Raw genomic sequence first — 16,289 nt, 5'->3', positions numbered from 1 at the left:
GTATAATCACAAAGTTATTTAATTCTCAAAAACCGTTATAATCGTGCCGGTTTAAATAAGATTTAACTTGTTAAAGAGTGATGCTATGAGCTACAGCAATATCCCAGCGGGTAAAGATGCACCAAACGACATCTATGTCATTATTGAAATTCCTGCAAATGCAGCACCAATCAAATACGAAATCGACAAAGATTCTGATGCGTTATTTGTAGACCGTTTCATGGGTACAGCAATGTTCTACCCAGCAAACTACGGTTATGTACCAAATACCTTGTCTTTAGATGGCGACCCATTAGACGTATTGGTTGTAACACCACACCCAGTTGAACCAGGTTCAGTGATTCGTTGCCGTCCTGTCGGTAAATTGAACATGGAAGATGACGGTGGGATCGATGCTAAGTTGGTCGCAGTTCCACATGATAAATTGACTCCAATTTACAAAGACGTGAAAGAATATACAGATCTTCCTCCGTTATTGATCAGCCAAATTGAACATTTCTTCCAGCACTACAAAGACTTAGAGCCAGGAAAATGGGTTAAGTTAAGTGGTTGGGAAGGTGCTGATGTTGCGAAACAAGAAGTGCTTAGCTCAATTGAAGCTTACAAAAATGCATAATTGATTTTTGATATTCAGCATTTATTGTTAAATATTAAAAACAAAAAAAACCTGCACATGGTGCAGGTTTTTTTATGACTTGAACTTACTGTGAATTAAAATAATTTCACAGGAATATCCAAGAATAAACGCCATTCGTTGGTATCGCCAATGTACGCATTTTCGTATGCATCATTAGCACGGTAAATTGAGTTACGAACGCGTAGGCTGGCATCTTTGGCAAAACCGCTTTGAACCGTGTATTTCACTTGGTTAAAGAACTCATTTTCTTTGCCTTCTTGAGCAGGATCTGCAACCTTAATGTCCCAACCGTATACATAAGCAGTGGTCCAGTTCAAGCCTGGAATGCCGTAGTCAGCAAAGTTCAAGTTGTATTGAACTTGTGCCGATTTTTCATGGTTGCCGACGAAGTCAGACAGGTATGAGTTCGCGACATAAATTGACTGTGCACCATCAGCATTTTCGCCGTAGTCATAGCCTGTGTTGCCAGTATTTTGCTGGTAAGCAAGCATGACAGAATGAGCGCCCTGATTCAAAGTACCGGATAAAGACCAAATGTTGTTGCTGCGGCCTTCAACATCTGAATCACCTAATGGTGAAGAATAAGTCCCTGCTTCTTTATCCCATTCTGTGTGATAACCGTTAAAGTCTAAAGTTAAAGAGCGTTTTTCTGCTAACGGAAGGGTGTAGTTCGCATTTACATAATGACGTTCTAAAGCATTCTTGCTATCTAGGCCATAGTAAGATGCATTTAAAGCATCATTAAATTTATATTTTGCACCCCAAACCACAGCACGGTCTAATTCGTTGCCATCTGAATTGATTTGATCAGAGTATTGATTTTTAGTAAATTTACCTGCGATTACTTCCAAATTTTCAATTTCATGGCTTGTTGCAAGTACGCCAGTGAAATATTCAGGAACCATACGGGCAGTGTTGCTTGCAAGAACAGGGATATCTAATACTTGAGTACCATATTCAACCGTCGTATTTGAAACACGCGCTTTAACACTTGCACCACCACGAGCCCAATGGTCATAAGCATCACCATTTGGGTTTTCTGCAGTCGGTGCATGCTTAGGAATCATGCCATTATTCGCATTTTTGTTTTCGCCCAATTTAAACGAAGCATCACCTACAGCGTTTACACCAAAACCTACTACACCTTGGGTAAAACCAGACTCAAGTTTAACAATCGCAGATTGTGCAGCAGAACTTTGGTCTTTCTTGCCAGGTGCTTTTTTATCACGATTGATAAAACCGGTACGGAATAAAACAGATCCTTCAGCATCTTCAACAAAGCCTTTCGCTTCACTTTGTTCACTGGCATATGCTGTTGAGATTAAGGCAGCTTGAATTAAAACTGCTAAAGTTAATTTTTGTGTTTTTTGCATTGGGAATAAGCCTTATACAAAATAGGAAGAAGAATTTGGAGGAATTGTATACGTAATGTAGAGTAAATAAATCTTTTTTTTATTCATTTTATTTCATTAAAGTTATACGTTTCTTATATAAGAATTCATAAATTAAATTTAACAAATGTTCAAAAAAGTCGATTTTTTTAAAATATTATTTAAAACAATAATATATTTAAACAAAAGATGATTATTTATGTAATTTTTTATTAAGACTAAATCAACAGCATTCGATTTTTTATTTCTGCTTTATCGAATTTCATCTCTTAATACTTTGGTCTAATAAGAATTATGAATAGCGTTAAGCGTATTGATAACGGATTTTTATCAAATATAGACAATTCTTTAAAATATTTAACTTATCCTTATATTTAATGTAAATGTCATATAATTTTAGACAGTAAAAAGTAGATATCACTACACTGTTAAAGGTTGCTACTGAGCCAAAACTCAATTAGAAGCAAAATATTTTTATCTCATAATTTTGAACAAATATTATAAAAAAGCTTTAGAATCCGCAGCTAAATTTGTCGTCGGCAAAGAATCTTGACCGGATTCTCTCAGAGGTAGGAATGCATCTAACTTCCCATAAAATTGCGTTATCTTTATTGTTTTTCATCAGCACAGTACCTGCATTTGCAGAAGAAAATACAACTTCAGCAAAAGGGGGAGAATTAACAGGTAATTTTGCCGTGGTGAATAAATATATTTACCGGGGTGGGGTGGAAAATGATGATGTTGCGCTACAGGCAGGTCTTGATTACGCATTTCAAAATGGTGTTAGCGTAGGATACTGGGGCTCAACACTCGGTTATGACCTGTCTGATGAGAATAAAGATCAGGGTTTTGAACATGATTTTTATCTGGCGTACGGTAACCAAATTAATCAAAACTGGCGCTATAAAGTTCAAGGAGCTGCCTATTATTACCAGAATGGAGGTACAGTTTATGCGGACAATGGCGATAAACGTAAAACCACAGCATTCGATGTATTAGGTGAGTTGGCTTATAAAGACTTAACTTTAGCTGCCTCCGTCATGCTTGCTGATGCTTCTTTTGCTAATGCGGGAGATATGTATTTAAGTGCAGCCTATAGTTATGCTTTGCCGCAAAACTTTATGCTGAATACATCAGTTGGCGCATCCATCTATAACAGTAGCCGTGATGACGACATTATTGAAACTAAAAATGATGTTGCTTTTAATGAAGCACGGATGGGTGTGAGTAAAGAAATTGCAAATACGCATGCTACAGCATCTTTAGATTATGTGGTGGGTGGAAAGGATCGCTTCGATACAGATTTTGATGATCAGGTTGTCTTCGGTTTGAATTTTAATTTCTAAGCTTTTAAATACGAAAATCATTTTAAAGTGCATAAATTGCTTTAAATTTGTGCACTTTTTTTGAGCATAAAGAAATAATATGATTAAAAAATAGCCTTAAAAAGAGGCATGATGTAAGTAAATATGAATCTTACTCTAAAGTTGAATTGAGTTTTAATACTGAACAAACTCGCAATAGCATTGAATAAACGATATTTCAGATAAAATTATTTTAAAGAATTAAAATACAATGAAAACAATATAATAGGAGATTTTAATTTTAAATATTGAGCGCTTCCGGATGTTTGATTTTTCTATTGGCATAGCAATTGCTTTTACCTCATTGAGTTTATCGAAATAACCAAAAAAACCGTCGTAGCACGATGTGGGGGAATTAAACAATGAAATTAACTTTAAAAGCATTATCTCTGGCTATATTAGGCGCAGCATCTACATTCACTTTTGCAGAAGAGGCACCCGCATCGGAACATACCGTTTCGGGTAACATTGGTGTGGTGTCTCAATATGTATTACGTGGTAATACAGCAAGTTTAGAAAATGACAACGCTGCAGTTCAAGGCGGTTTGGATTATAGCCATTCTTCAGGTTTTTATGCAGGATATTGGGGTTCAACTTTAGGTTATAACGCTGAACTTCCTACCGAAACTGATAAAAGTTTTGAGCATGATTTTTACGCAGGTTTTAATGGCGCGATCACTGAAGATTTAGGTTTTACTTTAGGTGGTACATATTATCTTTATTATCCAGCTGATGATGCAAATGTATTTGAAACATTGGTCGGTCTAAACTATAAGGATTTTGGTATTACTGCTCAAACGCTTACGGATGATGTGACTTGGGGAAATGCAGGAGATACTTATTTTCTAGCGAGTTATAGCTATGGCTTACCGAAGGACTTTACTTTAAATACTTCTTTAGGCGCATATTATTATTCTGATAGCGGTGATTATGAGGGCGTAACTTTAGATACTCAAGAAGATTTCAATTTCCGTCATTTTACCGTTGGCCTGAGCCATCCATTGGGTGATACGGGTGCAAGTGTAAACATGGACTATATTGTTGGTGGAAAATTACGTGACGAAACGGATTTAAAAAATAAAGTTGTATTGGGCTTAAAATATGAATTTTAATTTAAATTAATTATATAAAAAGGCGACTCATTAGAGTCGCTTTTTTATTTGAGCATCATGCTACGAAGTCGCATTAAAAGCACCATGATAAGTCACGCTTCCCTGTGGAAATTTTCCATCAAAAGATAAAGCTTGAAAATATTCAGCAGGCACATTTTCTAAAATGAGTTCAGGCACTGCTTTAAAACCAAATTCAGCATAAAAATTCGGATCACCTAGAACGATACAGCCTTTTGCACCCATCGTTTTTAATTGACTTAATGCGGGATTGGATCAGTGCTGAACCGATTCCTTGCAGTTGCCATTCAGGTAAAACTGCAACCGGTTCCAAACCATACCAACCTTGTACACCTGAAGAAATTTGGATAGGCGAAATAGCAATATGTCCCACAATGTGCTGATTTAAAACAGCCACCAAAGAAAGAGTCAGTGCATCCGCCTCTCTCAAGGCAGCTACAATGTATTGTTCAGTATGACTTGAATATTGCTGATTTTTAAATGCCTGTTCGATGACATCTGAAATCGCCGCATGATCAGCAAGGTTGTCGCTACGGATAACTAAGTTATGCATCTTAAATTAGCCCTGTTGTGCCCGATAGGACAATGCTTCGGTTAAATGCTGGCTTTGGATTTCCGAATGTTGCGATAAATCTGCAATACTTCGCGCCACACGTAATACCCGATGATAGGCACGGGCAGACAAATTTAAGCGCTGCTGTGCCATTTCCATGATTTTCTGTGCCTGCAAATCTAGTGGGGCAAATTGCTCAAGCTGTTTGGGGCTTAAAGCGTGATTCAGACATTGCTGTCGATGGATTTGAAAGTTGTAGGCTTGAATCACGCGCTCACGCACAGTCTGTGAGTTTTCAACCGGCGTTGTATCTTGCAATTCATGTACTTGTAATGGCGGTACATCCAGATGCAGATCAATACGATCGAGCAGTGGACCTGAAATACGGTTCTGATAACGCTTAATCGCATCCGCAGAACATTGGCAACGAATATCCTGATTAAAAGCATAACCGCACGGGCAGGGATTCATTGCGGCAATCAGCTGAAAGTTTGCAGGGAAAGTGATTTGTCGTGAAGCACGAGAAATCACAATTTCTTTAGATTCCAAGGGTTGCCGTAAGACTTCTAATACTTTGCGATCGAATTCAGGCAGTTCATCTAAAAATAAAACCCCTAAATGGGCCAAAGTGATTTCACCGGGTTTAGGATGAGAACCGCCGCCAACTAAAGCGACCGCTGAAGCAGTATGATGCGGTGCGCGAAAAGGGCGCTGTCCAAAGGGATGCGAGGTATTTGAAACCGAATAAATACTGGCAACTTGCAGATTTTCCTGTGCATCTAAAGGCGGCAAAATACTGGCAAGTCGTGATGCGAGTAGTGTTTTTCCTGTACCCGGCGGACCTTTAAACAATAAAGAATGCCCGCCTGCTGCGGCAATTTCCAAAGCACGGCGTGGACGGAGTTGACCTTTGACATCAGCCAAATCGAATTTGTACTGATTGGGTGCAGCAGAGTGACTGGCTTGATATTGCTGAATCGGCTGCTGATGAGAAAGATGATCACAGACATCTTTTAAATGCTTGGCTGCAAAAACTTCAAAATGAGGCAGTTGTGAAGCTTGCTCGGCATTTTGTTCTGGTAAAATCAGTTGATGTCCTAACTGCTGGCAAGCAATCGCAATACTCAAAATACCGGTGATGGGACGAAGTTGCCCATCCAAAGCCAGTTCACCTATAAACTCCAGATTATCTGTAACATTTTCAGGTATTTGTCCGGAGGCAATAAGAATCCCTAAAGCAATTGGTAAATCGAGACGTGAGCCATCTTTGGGCAAGTCTGCCGGCGCTAAATTGATGGTGAGACGTTTAGTCGGGAATTGAAAACCACTATTGATAATGGCCGAGCGAACACGGTCTTTACTTTCGCGAACTGCCGCTTCAGGCAGCCCGACAATGGTTAAAGAGGGCAGACCCTGACTGACATGAACTTCCACCTCAATTAAAGGCGCATGAAGTCCAAGCAGACCTCGAGTGTAAATTTTAGCAAAAGACATTATTGTTGTTCCGTTATAGTGCGTTATTTTTATTCGTTTTGTGTCTTTTAGTGCACCAAAAAAGTGCTTATTTATTGTTCTTAATTTTAATTTCTAATGCTTCAACTTGTTTAAGCAGTTCATTCAAGCGTAAATTGGCATTATTTAGCGCAGTACGCTGACGTTCAATTTCATCTTTTGAAACCAGATCCATCTTGGAAACAGCTTCATTGAGTAAGGCACGCAAATTATGTTCAATATCTTTTTTGGGCTGGTCTATTTGTTCCATGATTGCTTGTAATAAAGTTTCGATCATTGTGGATTCCCTAAGGGTGCAGAAGTAGCAGCAGTGTAGCATTGCTCAAACCTGCACCATAGCCCCCATCGATCAGATATAGTTTTGTTCGATGAGTAAAATCGTAAATTTTATAGTAAAAATGTCTCTTTTTTAAAGAATGGACTACGTTTAAAAGTATAAAATAGGTTATAAAGAAAACTCGTGTCGAAACTCTCTATTTCCCCCAACCTTAGAAATTTTGGCACGAAATTTGAACATAAAACCTTACTGGTGAAAGAAGCCGAAGGAAAACAAACATGAAGCTCGTAACTGCAATTGTAAAACCCTTTAAATTAGATGACGTGCGTGAAGCACTCTCTGACATTGGTGTTCAAGGGATCACCGTAACTGAAGTCAAAGGCTTTGGTCGTCAAAAAGGTCATACTGAACTTTATCGTGGCGCTGAATATGTCGTTGATTTCTTGCCTAAAGTAAAAATTGAAATCGCAATTAGCGATGACATGGTGGATTCAGTCATTGAATCGATTACCCGTGTTGCAAGCACAGGAAAAATTGGTGACGGTAAAATTTTCGTGACTAATTTAGAACAAGTCATCCGTATTCGTACCGGTGAAACAGGTGCAGACGCTGTCTAATTTGGCACGAAGTTTGCTGAGTACCTAATAACTCAAAAAATACTAGGTTGGGGGATACGAATGAAAAAAATGCTCATTGCGCTGAGTTTGTCTGGCGCACTTTTAGGTGGTTCTGTTGCATGGGCTGAAGAAGCCGTAACAACATCCACTGCTTCTGAAGATGTCACAGTGGTTGAAACTGCTGATGCATCGTTAACAAATTCTGAATTAGCTGTAGCGCCTGCTCCAGCTGAAGCAACAGCCGCACCTGTCGAAGAAGAAGTAAAATTAGATACAGGTGATACTGCATGGATTTTAGTGTCTACAGCACTGGTTTTGCTAATGACCATTCCAGGTCTGGCACTATTCTACGGTGGTATGGTTCGCAAGAAAAATGTCCTCGGCACAATGGCGCATAGCTTTGTTGCAGCGGCAATCGTTAGTATTACCTGGGTGGTGATCGGTTATACCCTTGCTTTTGGTGAAGGAAATGCCTTCATTGGTGGCTTGGATAAAGTCATGTTGTCCGGCATTACCACAGATGCCTTAACCGGAACAATTCCTGAAATTCTGTTTGTTATTTTCCAAATGACTTTCGCCATCATTACCGTAGCCATCATTACCGGTTCGATTGCAGAACGTATGAAATTCAGCGCTTTCGTTGCATTCATTACCATTTGGAGCATTGTGGTTTACGCGCCAATTACCCACTGGGTATGGGGTGGCGGCTGGTTAGGTAACGACGGTGCGCTGGATTTTGCCGGTGGTACGGTCGTTCACATTAACTCGGGTGTCGCAGGTCTGGTTGCTGCATACATGCTTGGCAAACGTATGGGTTTGGGCCGTGAATCAATGGCGCCACATAACCTGGCTTTAACCGTGATTGGTGCTAGCCTGATCTGGGTGGGTTGGTTCGGTTTCAACGGTGGTTCTGCACTCGGTGCCAATGGTTCTGCGGGCTATGCATTGGTGGTTACTCAAGTTGCAGCGGCGGCCGCAGCAATTGCATGGTTAATTACTGAAAAAGTGGTTCGTGGTAAAGCTTCTGTATTGGGCGGCGCATCTGGTGCGGTTGCTGGTCTAGTCGTGATTACCCCTGCAGCTGGTTTCGTGACTGTAGGCGGTGCAATGGCGATGGGCTTAATTGGCGGTGTCGTGTGCTTCTGGGGTATTACTGCGCTTAAACGTGCACTGAAAGCCGATGACTCTTTAGATGCTTTTGGTCTGCATGGCGTTGGTGGTATTGTCGGTGCAATCTTAACCGCAGTGTTCGCAAGTGAATTCATCATGGGCGATAAAGTTCCTGCAAATATGATGCATCAATTATGGGTGCAAATTGAAGGTGTACTTGCAACCATCGCTTACTCTGGTGTAGTGACTTTCATTATTCTTAAAGTGATTGACCTGGTGATTGGTATTCGTGTTGAAGCGGATGATGAACGTATGGGTCTGGACTTAAGTCAACATGGCGAACGTGTAGAATAATATAAAAACCAATAATCAATATATTGTGTAAAACAGCCCGGAAGGGCTGTTTTTTTTCCATATCTTGCGTAAGCCTCTACAAAGAGCAGAATTTTTGCTACACTCTAAATCCGATTTGATTTGTTCAATTAAACCGCTATGCATTGTCCATTTTGCAACGCCGCAGATAGTAAAGTTATCGATTCGCGTTTGGCTGCTGAAGGCTGTCAAATTCGTCGACGTCGTGAATGTATCAGCTGCGGAGAACGATTTACCACCTTTGAAACCTATGAAGTGGTGATGCCACGGGTGATTAAATCTGACGGCAAGAGCGAACCTTTTGATGAAGCGAAAATGCGCCGTTCACTGATGCATGCTTTACAAAAAAGACCGGTCACACAAGAGCAGATTGAAACTGTCCTGAGCGATATCCAATTACAAATTCGTCGCCTGGGTGAACGTGATGTGAAATCACGCATGATTGGTGAAATTGTCATGCAATCCTTGTTTGCCCTTGATCATGTGGCTTATGTGCGTTTTGCCTCGGTATATCAAGACTTTCAGGATGTAGAAGCTTTTCGACGTCAAATTGAACAAATGCAACACCGTGAACACTAAAAGAGTTTGAAGATGTCTAAGTTAAGCCAAGATCCCATTCAGCAAGATCAGCTGTGGATGCAACGTGCGATTGAATTAGCGCAACTTGGACAATACTCCACCAAACCCAATCCCAATGTCGGCTGTGTCATCATTAAAGATGGTCAGCTGGTCGGCGAAGGCTTTCATCCTCAAGCAGGACAACCGCATGCGGAAGTCTTTGCCATGCGTCAGGCGGCAGATCAAGCCAAAGGCGCAACCGCTTATGTGACTTTAGAACCTTGTGCGCATTATGGTCGTACACCGCCTTGTGCCAAAGGTTTAGTCGAAGCAGGGGTGGCTAAAGTCATTGTCGCTTGTCCTGATCCAAACCCGTTGGTGGCAGGCAAGGGTGTACAAATTCTAAAAGATGCCGGTATTGAAGTTGAAGTCGGCATTTGCCAACCAGACGCTGAAAAACTTAATCTTGGCTTTCTTAAAGCCATGGCAACCGGCATGCCCTATGTACGTTTAAAAATTGCCTCAAGCCTGGATGGCCGTACAGCCATGGCATCTGGGGAATCGAAATGGATTACCGGACCTGAAGCCCGTCAGGATGTGCAGCATTGGCGCGCCATTTCTGGTGTGGTGATTACCGGGATTGAAACGGTACTTGCAGACGACTGTCAGCTTAATGTACGTCAGCTCAATGGCATTGACGATATCACGACTATTGTTCAGCCGAAACGTCTGGTGCTCGATCGTCAGGGACGTTTACCACTTCATGCAAAAATACTCCAGCAACCCGATACGGTCATGGTCATGGGACCGTTTCGTCAGGAACTTGCTGATTTAGGCGTGCTACAATTTGTAGTACAACCTTTAAAAGACTTGCTACACACCCTGTCTACACAGCATCAAATTTACGATGTGCTGGTGGAAGCGGGGGCAATATTATCGACTGCCTTTTTACAACAACAGTTAGTCGATGAATTGATCAGCTATGTTGCACCGACATTTTTAGGTCAAGCAGCACGTGCAATGTTTAGTGCGGAATTTAGCCGTATGGCAGAGCAACTTCGATTTAAGCTCATGCAGGTCACCCAATTGGGGGATGATGTGCGCTTAAGGTTAATCCCTTCTCAAGAGACAGTATGAATTCAGAGTCTTCGGTTTATCATAAACGTCGTCATTCAGCACGTACCACAGACGAATATCTTTTCAATCAGCTTGTTCCGTATTTAGGCAACAAGCGTCGTTTACTGCATCTGATTTTGGAAGCACTTGAGAGCACGGGAACATTAAATAGCAAAAATGGTCGTGCCCCAATTTTCGCTGACTTTTTTGCAGGCTCCGGTGTAGTTTCACGTCTGGCGCGGCAAAATGGTTATCGCGTGATTGCCAATGACTGGGAACCCTATAGCCATGCTTTAAATAGTGCAATTTTATCCTGCACAGAAGCACCGGCATTTAAAGAATTGGGTGGTTATCAAAAAGCTATTGATTACCTGAATCGTTTGCCGGAAGTCAAAGGTTGGGTCACGCATAATTTGTGTCCGCGTAATGATGAAATTTATGATCCGGCTCGTGATCGTTTATTCTTTAAACGCCGTAATGGCATGCGTATCGACGCGATTCGTCAGCAAATCGCCACTTGGCAGGCTCAAGGCGCAATTGATGATGTCGAGATGTCGGCATTGCTCGCACCTCTACTTTATTCCGCAAGTTTTGTCAGCAATACCAGTGGGGTATTCAAAAGTTTCCATCATGGTTGGGGTGGTAAAACCCAAACCGCTTTGGAACGAATTGAATCATTACTCTGGCTGACACCGAGTCGTTTCTGTGCCATTGGCGAACCAAAAAAACCGGCAGCAGAAATGTGGTGTGTCGATGCTCAGCATCTTGCCAATCAAATGAGCAGTTTTGAAGTAGATGTAGCTTATCTTGATCCACCGTATAACCAGCATGCCTATGGTAGTAACTATCATGTACTGAATGCTTTAACCTTGTGGGATCAGGCTGATTTACCAACTCCAGATACCAAAGGCTACAAGAGCGGGATTGACCGTGCATGGCGTAAAGAGCGTCCAAGTCAGTACAACTCTTCCAAGCATGCCAAAGAAGCCTATGAGAAATTGGTTGCGACAATTAATGCGCGTTATATTCTGACCAGTTATTCTACCGATGGTAATATTGAAGCCGGTGATTTGCTGCAAGCGAATTTAAAACGTGGTCGTGTGACTCTGTTAACACAAGATGTGCCACGTTACCGGGTCAGCAAGCAACGCCAGTCAGAACGCGCACGTGTATTAGAGTTTATTGTGATTACCGATACCCATGCCAAATCTGGTCCACCGCTGCGCCAACTCTTGGGTCAGTTGTATCATTTTGCTGAACTGGGTGGTGTCGATACCACCGGTGTGAGTACGCAACTGGCATTGTGGTAAAACAAAGCTATAAATAGAGAACACGTTATGTTTACAGGCATTATTGAAAGTCTAGGCAAAGTGGAAAGTTTACAAAGCGTGGGCGGTGATGTCCGTTTGCGTATTGGTACCCATCTCGACATGTCAGATGTTCATTTAGGCGATTCAATTGCCACCAACGGAATTTGCCTCACTGTGATTGAATGGGGCGAAAACTGGTATGCGGCCGATGTGTCGCGTGAAAGTTTAAACCGCACCACCTTGGGCAGCTGGAAAGTGGGTCAGCGCGTGAACGTGGAAAAAGCCATGCTGCCAACCACACGTTTTGGCGGTCATATTGTCAGTGGTCATGTCGATGCTGTGGGTGAAATTACCGTTGTGCGTGAAGATGCCCGCTCCATCTATTATGAAGTGACTGCACCTGCTGAGATTGCAAAATATTTGGCTGAAAAAGGTTCGGTGACTGTTGATGGGATTAGCCTGACCATTAACCACCTGCGCGGTAATGTGATTAGCCTGAATTTGATTCCCCATACGGCTGAAAGAACCAATATTGGCACATGGAAAACCGGTGCCAAAGTGAATCTGGAAGTCGACGTTTTAGCACGTTATATCGAGCGTTTAATGCTGGGTGATAAGGCGGCTGAAACCAAAGAACAATCCAAATTAAGTATGGCATTTCTGGCAGAAAATGGCTTCTTGAAGTAAAAGTCCATAGAATAGAAAACAGTCTGGTTGAAAAATTAGGCTGTTTTTTTATTTTTATTTATGGTTTTTAGTAATTTATGCAAATAATAAAGTGCAAGTGGGTAGGTGCAAATGCTTGATTTTTTAATGCATATTGAACAATGGTTACCTGCATTGCTAGACAATTATGGCTTGTGGATTTACGCTATTTTATTTCTGATCATTTTTGCAGAAACTGGTTCTGTGTTCATGTTCTTCTTGCCAGGGGACAGTCTGTTAATTGCCATTGGCGCACTATGTTCAACCACCGATGTGATCCATTTACACTATATGGGGCTATTACTTTTTAGTGCTTCTGTATTGGGCTATATCGTCAATTATTATACTGGTCAGGTGTTGGGATTTAAATTTTTTCATGAACATTCACGGTTTTTGAAACCTGCATATATTGTTAAAACCAATCATTATTTTACCAAACATGGTGGAAAAACCATTCTGGTTGCACGCTTTGTGCCGTTTGTTCGTTCATTTGCACCTTTTGCTGCAGGGGCGGGGCACATGAATATTTTCAGTTTTATGCTTTATAACATCGTCGGCGGGCTGATCTGGATTAGCTTGTTATTAGCTATGGGCTATGGTGTCGGTAATATGCTGGGACTTGCCGTAGATTTAATTTAGTTTTTAATGATTTAGGCCGGATTTGAATTCGTTTGAATTGAATAAAAAAATTCAAAGTATGTATTAAAATAACAATAGCCCACCGAAGTGGACTGTTTTGATTGATCTATTTCAGTGTTTGGTAATCGTGACAGATGTGCTGGCAACCCAAGAGTTTAATGCCACTGGAGTAGAAACAGAAAATAGTCCTTTTTCAGCTTCTCGGGAAATATAAATTGAAACTGAGTGGAAGTCGGCATGGCTAATCCATAAATCTTGAGCAGATACACTCCATTTTTCACCCGAATCCAGTGCCGCAATTTGAGTGGAAATTTGGTTCAAGATATCCATTTTTTCTTCCTGAATAAGATGATGTTTAAGCATTTCAATAGTCATGTTTTTAAATAGATTTAAAAACATGACTATCTTGTGACATAAACATGTCATTTATATGACAGTAGAAAAATAGCCTAGATCAATAGCGATAAGAAATTAGTGCTTTGGTTTCTCTGTTGATAAATCAGAGTTTTTCAAAATATAGTCAATTTCTTCTTGGCTGGCTTGATGTAACTTGGCACGAAATACCGTCACTGCCTGTTCAATGAGGGTCTCAGCTTCTAACTCCAGACGTAAACGCACGCTTTCCAGTTCCGAGAGCATTGCAGTGTCAGGAATCGACAGCATGCCTTTGGAAAAATTCAATGCTGAGCCTTCAGGATTTTTATGATAACGCGCTGTATAAACATGGGTTTCATGATCTAAAGTTTGACGGATAAAGGCCAGGGTTTGGGTCTGTTCGGCAAATTGTCGGGCTTCATCTAATTGCAAGGCTTGAGCATAGGCGGCCTGTTCAGCACGTTTCTTATCCAGTGACTGCTCTAAAGCACGTTGCTTGCGAAGACGGGCTTCTTCAATCAATTGTGCCTTACGTTCGATATAAGCGCGTTCAATTTTTTCATAAGAGAGCTGTTGTGCTTCTTTATCCTTTTCCAACCACTTTTGAATATTGGTTTCAGGTTTCAGCACATTGCAGACGCGGTGTAGGTCATCAATAAATGCCTGACGAACAGCCTCAGGCACATTTAACCAGCGCTGTTTAAAATCTTGACCGACATTTAATGCCACCCCGTATCTCCTTAATGCAATTGACCGGCTAAAGCTTGAAAGTTCGCGGTTCAATACCTAAACGTCGATATTGTTTAAATTTTTCGCGACCCAGTTGTTTTGCCGATTCGTTATTTTCGATGATTTCTATAATGTGACTAAATTTATCAATCTGTTCAAGGGCTTGATTGTTAAAATTAAACACAATCCAGTCAGATTGTTCTGGCAGCCTGGCTGAAATACAAATTGTGGCATGTTCCTGATCAATCCCATGCGGAATAAAACTGCTGGGATCAAAACTCCACAATCGTTCATCGAGCTGCTGTTGCAATTCCGGGTCTGAACAATATAACCAGATATGTTCAGGCTGTTTCAGAATCTTGCGGCATAAACGGCAAGTGCTTTCCACTTGCCGTTCAGGACTTTTTTCAAACAGATAAAAGCTAACTTTAGCCATTCGACTGCACGCGGTTCGCCAAGAATTGAACCAGTAATGGAACAGGGCGACCGGTTGCACCTTTCGCTGTGCCTGAGTTCCATGCGGTGCCAGCAATGTCTAAATGTGCCCAGCGGTATTCACGGGTGAAGCGTTGCAAGAAACAAGCTGCAGTCACCGAGCCGGCTTTAGGGCCGCCAATATTGGCAATGTCGGCAAATGGAGAATCCAACTGTTCTTGATAATCTTCAAGTACTGGCATGCGCCATACACGGTCAAATGAAGTTTGACCCGCAGCATTGATTTCTGCAGCCAGTTCATCATCCGGTGTGAACATACCCGTTAGAACCGAACCTAAAGCCACCACACATGCACCGGTCAAGGTTGCAATATCAATCACCAAGGCAGGGTTAAAACGTTTAATATAAGTCAGGGTATCGCATAACACCAAGCGGCCTTCCGCATCGGTATTTAAAATTTCAACCGTTTGACCGCTCATGGTGGTGACGATATCACCCGGACGGGTTGCATGACCTGAAGGCATATTTTCAGCCGCAGCAATGGCACCGACGACATGAATGGACAGTTTCGATTCACACAGCGCGCGCATGGTACCGAGTACAGACGCTGCACCACACATGTCAAATTTCATTTCATCCATACCTGCACCCGGTTTGAGTGAAATGCCGCCGGTATCAAAAGTCACGCCTTTACCCACAAGTACCACAGGTGCCTGTTCGGTATTGGCCTGGTATTCCATGGTAATGATGCGTCCCGGACGATCCGAACCTTTGCTGACTGCCAGAAAAGCACCCATGCCAAGGTCAGCCATTTGCTGTTCATCCAGAACGGTCACTTTTAATAGATCCGGATATTCAGCCGCCAATGCTTGTGCCTGCTCCGCCAGATATTCCGGGAAACAGATGTTGCCCGGGCGGTTGCCTAAATCACGTGCCAAGCTTTGACCCGATTGCACGGCGTGAATCAGGCTGAGCTGCTGTGGATTTAAACTGCTATCGCTGGCAATCAGATGTATTTGTTCAAGGATGAATTGATTTTTCTTCGATTTGTATTCATCAAAAGCATAACTGGCCTGAGTTAAAGCCAAAGCAAATAAATAATGATGTTCAGCTGCTAAGGCAGAAATATCAATGCTGATCTGTTTGAATTTTTTTTGTGACGCTTTGATAATGGTTTGTGCGATTTTTGCTAATTTAGCCGGTTGAATTTCAGCTGCCTTATCGATCCCAATGAGGGCACTATTGCTACATGCTGCCACTTTTCCGATAAGAGGCAAAGATTCGCTTAGACCCGCTTTGAATTGTGCGGCTTCTACTAAACTATTTAAATCATTGATTTCATAAGCAGTCGCTGCCTTTTGAAGCTGCTCAGAATCAACTAATATCAACAAATAGGGGCTAGATGCATTCTCTTGGAATGACGTATTAATTGTCAGTTTCATGTTCTGTATTCATGCCT

17 protein-coding genes and 1 pseudogene are annotated in these 16,289 nt (G+C 41.7%); 10 read left to right on the top strand and 8 right to left on the bottom strand.

The window, feature by feature from the left end:
- Positions 1-85 precede the first annotated feature (85 nt).
- Positions 86-616, top strand: a complete 531-nt coding sequence (gene ppa, locus E0H81_RS04035; protein WP_131267988.1) for an inorganic diphosphatase — start codon at positions 86-88, stop codon at positions 614-616.
- A gap of 95 nt (positions 617-711) precedes the next feature.
- On the opposite strand, the gene E0H81_RS04030 is transcribed toward ppa, so the two are convergent.
- Positions 712-2,010: an OprD family outer membrane porin gene (locus tag E0H81_RS04030; RefSeq protein WP_131316718.1), complete on the bottom strand. Its 1,299-nt coding sequence runs from the start codon at positions 2,008-2,010 to the stop codon at positions 712-714.
- Positions 2,011-2,603: 593 nt separating this feature from the next.
- Between E0H81_RS04030 and E0H81_RS04025 the strand changes: the two genes are divergently transcribed.
- Together E0H81_RS04025 and E0H81_RS04020 are read left to right on the top strand one after the other, a co-directional pair.
- Complete coding sequence (locus tag E0H81_RS04025) at positions 2,604-3,374, top strand: TorF family putative porin (RefSeq protein WP_131316716.1); 771 nt, start codon at positions 2,604-2,606, stop codon at positions 3,372-3,374.
- 380 nt (positions 3,375-3,754) lie between these two features.
- Positions 3,755-4,504, top strand: coding sequence for a TorF family putative porin (locus E0H81_RS04020; RefSeq protein ID WP_131316714.1), 750 nt, complete (start codon positions 3,755-3,757; stop codon positions 4,502-4,504).
- A gap of 60 nt (positions 4,505-4,564) precedes the next feature.
- Here E0H81_RS04020 and E0H81_RS04015 read toward each other — a convergent pair.
- The 3 genes and pseudogenes from E0H81_RS04015 to E0H81_RS04005 all read right to left on the bottom strand — a co-directional run bounded on the left by E0H81_RS04015 (position 4,565) and on the right by E0H81_RS04005 (position 6,864).
- A pseudogene (locus E0H81_RS04015) lies at positions 4,565-5,075 on the bottom strand (GNAT family N-acetyltransferase).
- A gap of 6 nt (positions 5,076-5,081) precedes the next feature.
- A complete protein-coding gene (locus E0H81_RS04010) occupies positions 5,082-6,569 on the bottom strand; it encodes a YifB family Mg chelatase-like AAA ATPase (RefSeq protein WP_131316712.1) in 1,488 nt (495 codons plus the stop codon).
- Positions 6,570-6,636: 67 nt separating this feature from the next.
- The gene (locus E0H81_RS04005; protein WP_131267982.1) at positions 6,637-6,864 is read right to left on the bottom strand and encodes an accessory factor UbiK family protein; all 228 of its coding nucleotides are present in this window, start codon (positions 6,862-6,864) and stop codon (positions 6,637-6,639) included.
- A gap of 278 nt (positions 6,865-7,142) precedes the next feature.
- Here E0H81_RS04005 and glnK point away from each other — a divergent pair, with 278 nt between their 5' ends.
- The 7 genes from glnK (at position 7,143) to E0H81_RS03970 (ending at position 13,291) form a co-directional block, all read left to right on the top strand.
- Positions 7,143-7,481 (top strand): P-II family nitrogen regulator, encoded by a 339-nt coding sequence (gene glnK, locus E0H81_RS04000; protein ID WP_067722465.1) that lies wholly within the window; start codon positions 7,143-7,145, stop codon positions 7,479-7,481.
- A gap of 60 nt (positions 7,482-7,541) precedes the next feature.
- Positions 7,542-8,945: an ammonium transporter gene (locus E0H81_RS03995; protein WP_131316710.1), complete on the top strand. Its 1,404-nt coding sequence runs from the start codon at positions 7,542-7,544 to the stop codon at positions 8,943-8,945.
- Positions 8,946-9,083: 138 nt separating this feature from the next.
- Positions 9,084-9,542, top strand: coding sequence for a transcriptional regulator NrdR (nrdR, locus tag E0H81_RS03990; RefSeq protein WP_067722460.1), 459 nt, complete (start codon positions 9,084-9,086; stop codon positions 9,540-9,542).
- Between the two features lie 12 nt (positions 9,543-9,554).
- Positions 9,555-10,658: a bifunctional diaminohydroxyphosphoribosylaminopyrimidine deaminase/5-amino-6-(5-phosphoribosylamino)uracil reductase RibD gene (gene ribD / locus E0H81_RS03985; protein ID WP_131316708.1), complete on the top strand. Its 1,104-nt coding sequence runs from the start codon at positions 9,555-9,557 to the stop codon at positions 10,656-10,658.
- Positions 10,655-11,947 carry a DNA adenine methylase gene (locus E0H81_RS03980; RefSeq protein WP_131267978.1) on the top strand — a complete coding sequence of 431 codons (1,293 nt, stop codon included), beginning with the start codon at positions 10,655-10,657 and terminating at the stop codon, positions 11,945-11,947. Before ribD ends, E0H81_RS03980 begins: the two co-directional genes overlap by 4 nt.
- A 27-nt stretch (positions 11,948-11,974) precedes the next feature.
- Positions 11,975-12,634 (top strand): riboflavin synthase, encoded by a 660-nt coding sequence (locus tag E0H81_RS03975; protein WP_131316706.1) that lies wholly within the window; start codon positions 11,975-11,977, stop codon positions 12,632-12,634.
- A 111-nt stretch (positions 12,635-12,745) separates the two neighbouring features.
- Positions 12,746-13,291, top strand: coding sequence for a VTT domain-containing protein (locus E0H81_RS03970; RefSeq protein WP_131316704.1), 546 nt, complete (start codon positions 12,746-12,748; stop codon positions 13,289-13,291).
- Positions 13,292-13,402: 111 nt separating this feature from the next.
- Here E0H81_RS03970 and E0H81_RS03965 read toward each other — a convergent pair whose 3' ends face one another.
- From E0H81_RS03965 to E0H81_RS03950, 4 genes are all read right to left on the bottom strand, one after another.
- Positions 13,403-13,654, bottom strand: coding sequence for a hypothetical protein (locus tag E0H81_RS03965; RefSeq protein WP_378235532.1), 252 nt, complete (start codon positions 13,652-13,654; stop codon positions 13,403-13,405).
- 108 nt (positions 13,655-13,762) lie between these two features.
- On the bottom strand, positions 13,763-14,395 hold the full coding sequence (blhA, locus tag E0H81_RS03960) for a cell division protein BlhA (protein ID WP_131267974.1): 633 nt from the start codon (positions 14,393-14,395) through the stop codon (positions 13,763-13,765).
- A 28-nt stretch (positions 14,396-14,423) separates the two neighbouring features.
- Complete coding sequence (locus tag E0H81_RS03955) at positions 14,424-14,831, bottom strand: DNA polymerase III subunit chi (RefSeq protein ID WP_131267973.1); 408 nt, start codon at positions 14,829-14,831, stop codon at positions 14,424-14,426.
- Complete coding sequence (locus E0H81_RS03950; protein WP_131316702.1) at positions 14,824-16,272, bottom strand: leucyl aminopeptidase; 1,449 nt, start codon at positions 16,270-16,272, stop codon at positions 14,824-14,826. The genes E0H81_RS03955 and E0H81_RS03950 overlap by 8 nt, the downstream gene beginning before the upstream one ends.
- Positions 16,273-16,289 lie beyond the last annotated feature (17 nt).

It is taken from the genome of Acinetobacter terrestris (assembly GCF_004331155.1).
Lineage (GTDB): Bacteria > Pseudomonadota > Gammaproteobacteria > Pseudomonadales > Moraxellaceae > Acinetobacter > Acinetobacter terrestris.
This window is presented reverse-complemented; position numbering and strand designations above follow the sequence as displayed.

Coding starts and splice junctions, on each gene's coding strand:
- ppa (WP_131267988.1), top strand. CDS start 86: ATGAGCTACAGCAATATCCCAGCGGGTAAAGATGCACCAAACGACATC.
- E0H81_RS04030 (WP_131316718.1), bottom strand. CDS start 2,010: ATGCAAAAAACACAAAAATTAACTTTAGCAGTTTTAATTCAAGCTGCC.
- E0H81_RS04025 (WP_131316716.1), top strand. CDS start 2,604: ATGCATCTAACTTCCCATAAAATTGCGTTATCTTTATTGTTTTTCATC.
- E0H81_RS04020 (WP_131316714.1), top strand. CDS start 3,755: ATGAAATTAACTTTAAAAGCATTATCTCTGGCTATATTAGGCGCAGCA.
- E0H81_RS04010 (WP_131316712.1), bottom strand. CDS start 6,569: ATGTCTTTTGCTAAAATTTACACTCGAGGTCTGCTTGGACTTCATGCG.
- E0H81_RS04005 (WP_131267982.1), bottom strand. CDS start 6,864: ATGATCGAAACTTTATTACAAGCAATCATGGAACAAATAGACCAGCCC.
- glnK (WP_067722465.1), top strand. CDS start 7,143: ATGAAGCTCGTAACTGCAATTGTAAAACCCTTTAAATTAGATGACGTG.
- E0H81_RS03995 (WP_131316710.1), top strand. CDS start 7,542: ATGAAAAAAATGCTCATTGCGCTGAGTTTGTCTGGCGCACTTTTAGGT.
- nrdR (WP_067722460.1), top strand. CDS start 9,084: ATGCATTGTCCATTTTGCAACGCCGCAGATAGTAAAGTTATCGATTCG.
- ribD (WP_131316708.1), top strand. CDS start 9,555: ATGTCTAAGTTAAGCCAAGATCCCATTCAGCAAGATCAGCTGTGGATG.
- E0H81_RS03980 (WP_131267978.1), top strand. CDS start 10,655: ATGAATTCAGAGTCTTCGGTTTATCATAAACGTCGTCATTCAGCACGT.
- E0H81_RS03975 (WP_131316706.1), top strand. CDS start 11,975: ATGTTTACAGGCATTATTGAAAGTCTAGGCAAAGTGGAAAGTTTACAA.
- E0H81_RS03970 (WP_131316704.1), top strand. CDS start 12,746: ATGCTTGATTTTTTAATGCATATTGAACAATGGTTACCTGCATTGCTA.
- E0H81_RS03965 (WP_378235532.1), bottom strand. CDS start 13,654: ATGCTTAAACATCATCTTATTCAGGAAGAAAAAATGGATATCTTGAAC.
- E0H81_RS03955 (WP_131267973.1), bottom strand. CDS start 14,831: ATGGCTAAAGTTAGCTTTTATCTGTTTGAAAAAAGTCCTGAACGGCAA.
- E0H81_RS03950 (WP_131316702.1), bottom strand. CDS start 16,272: ATGAAACTGACAATTAATACGTCATTCCAAGAGAATGCATCTAGCCCC.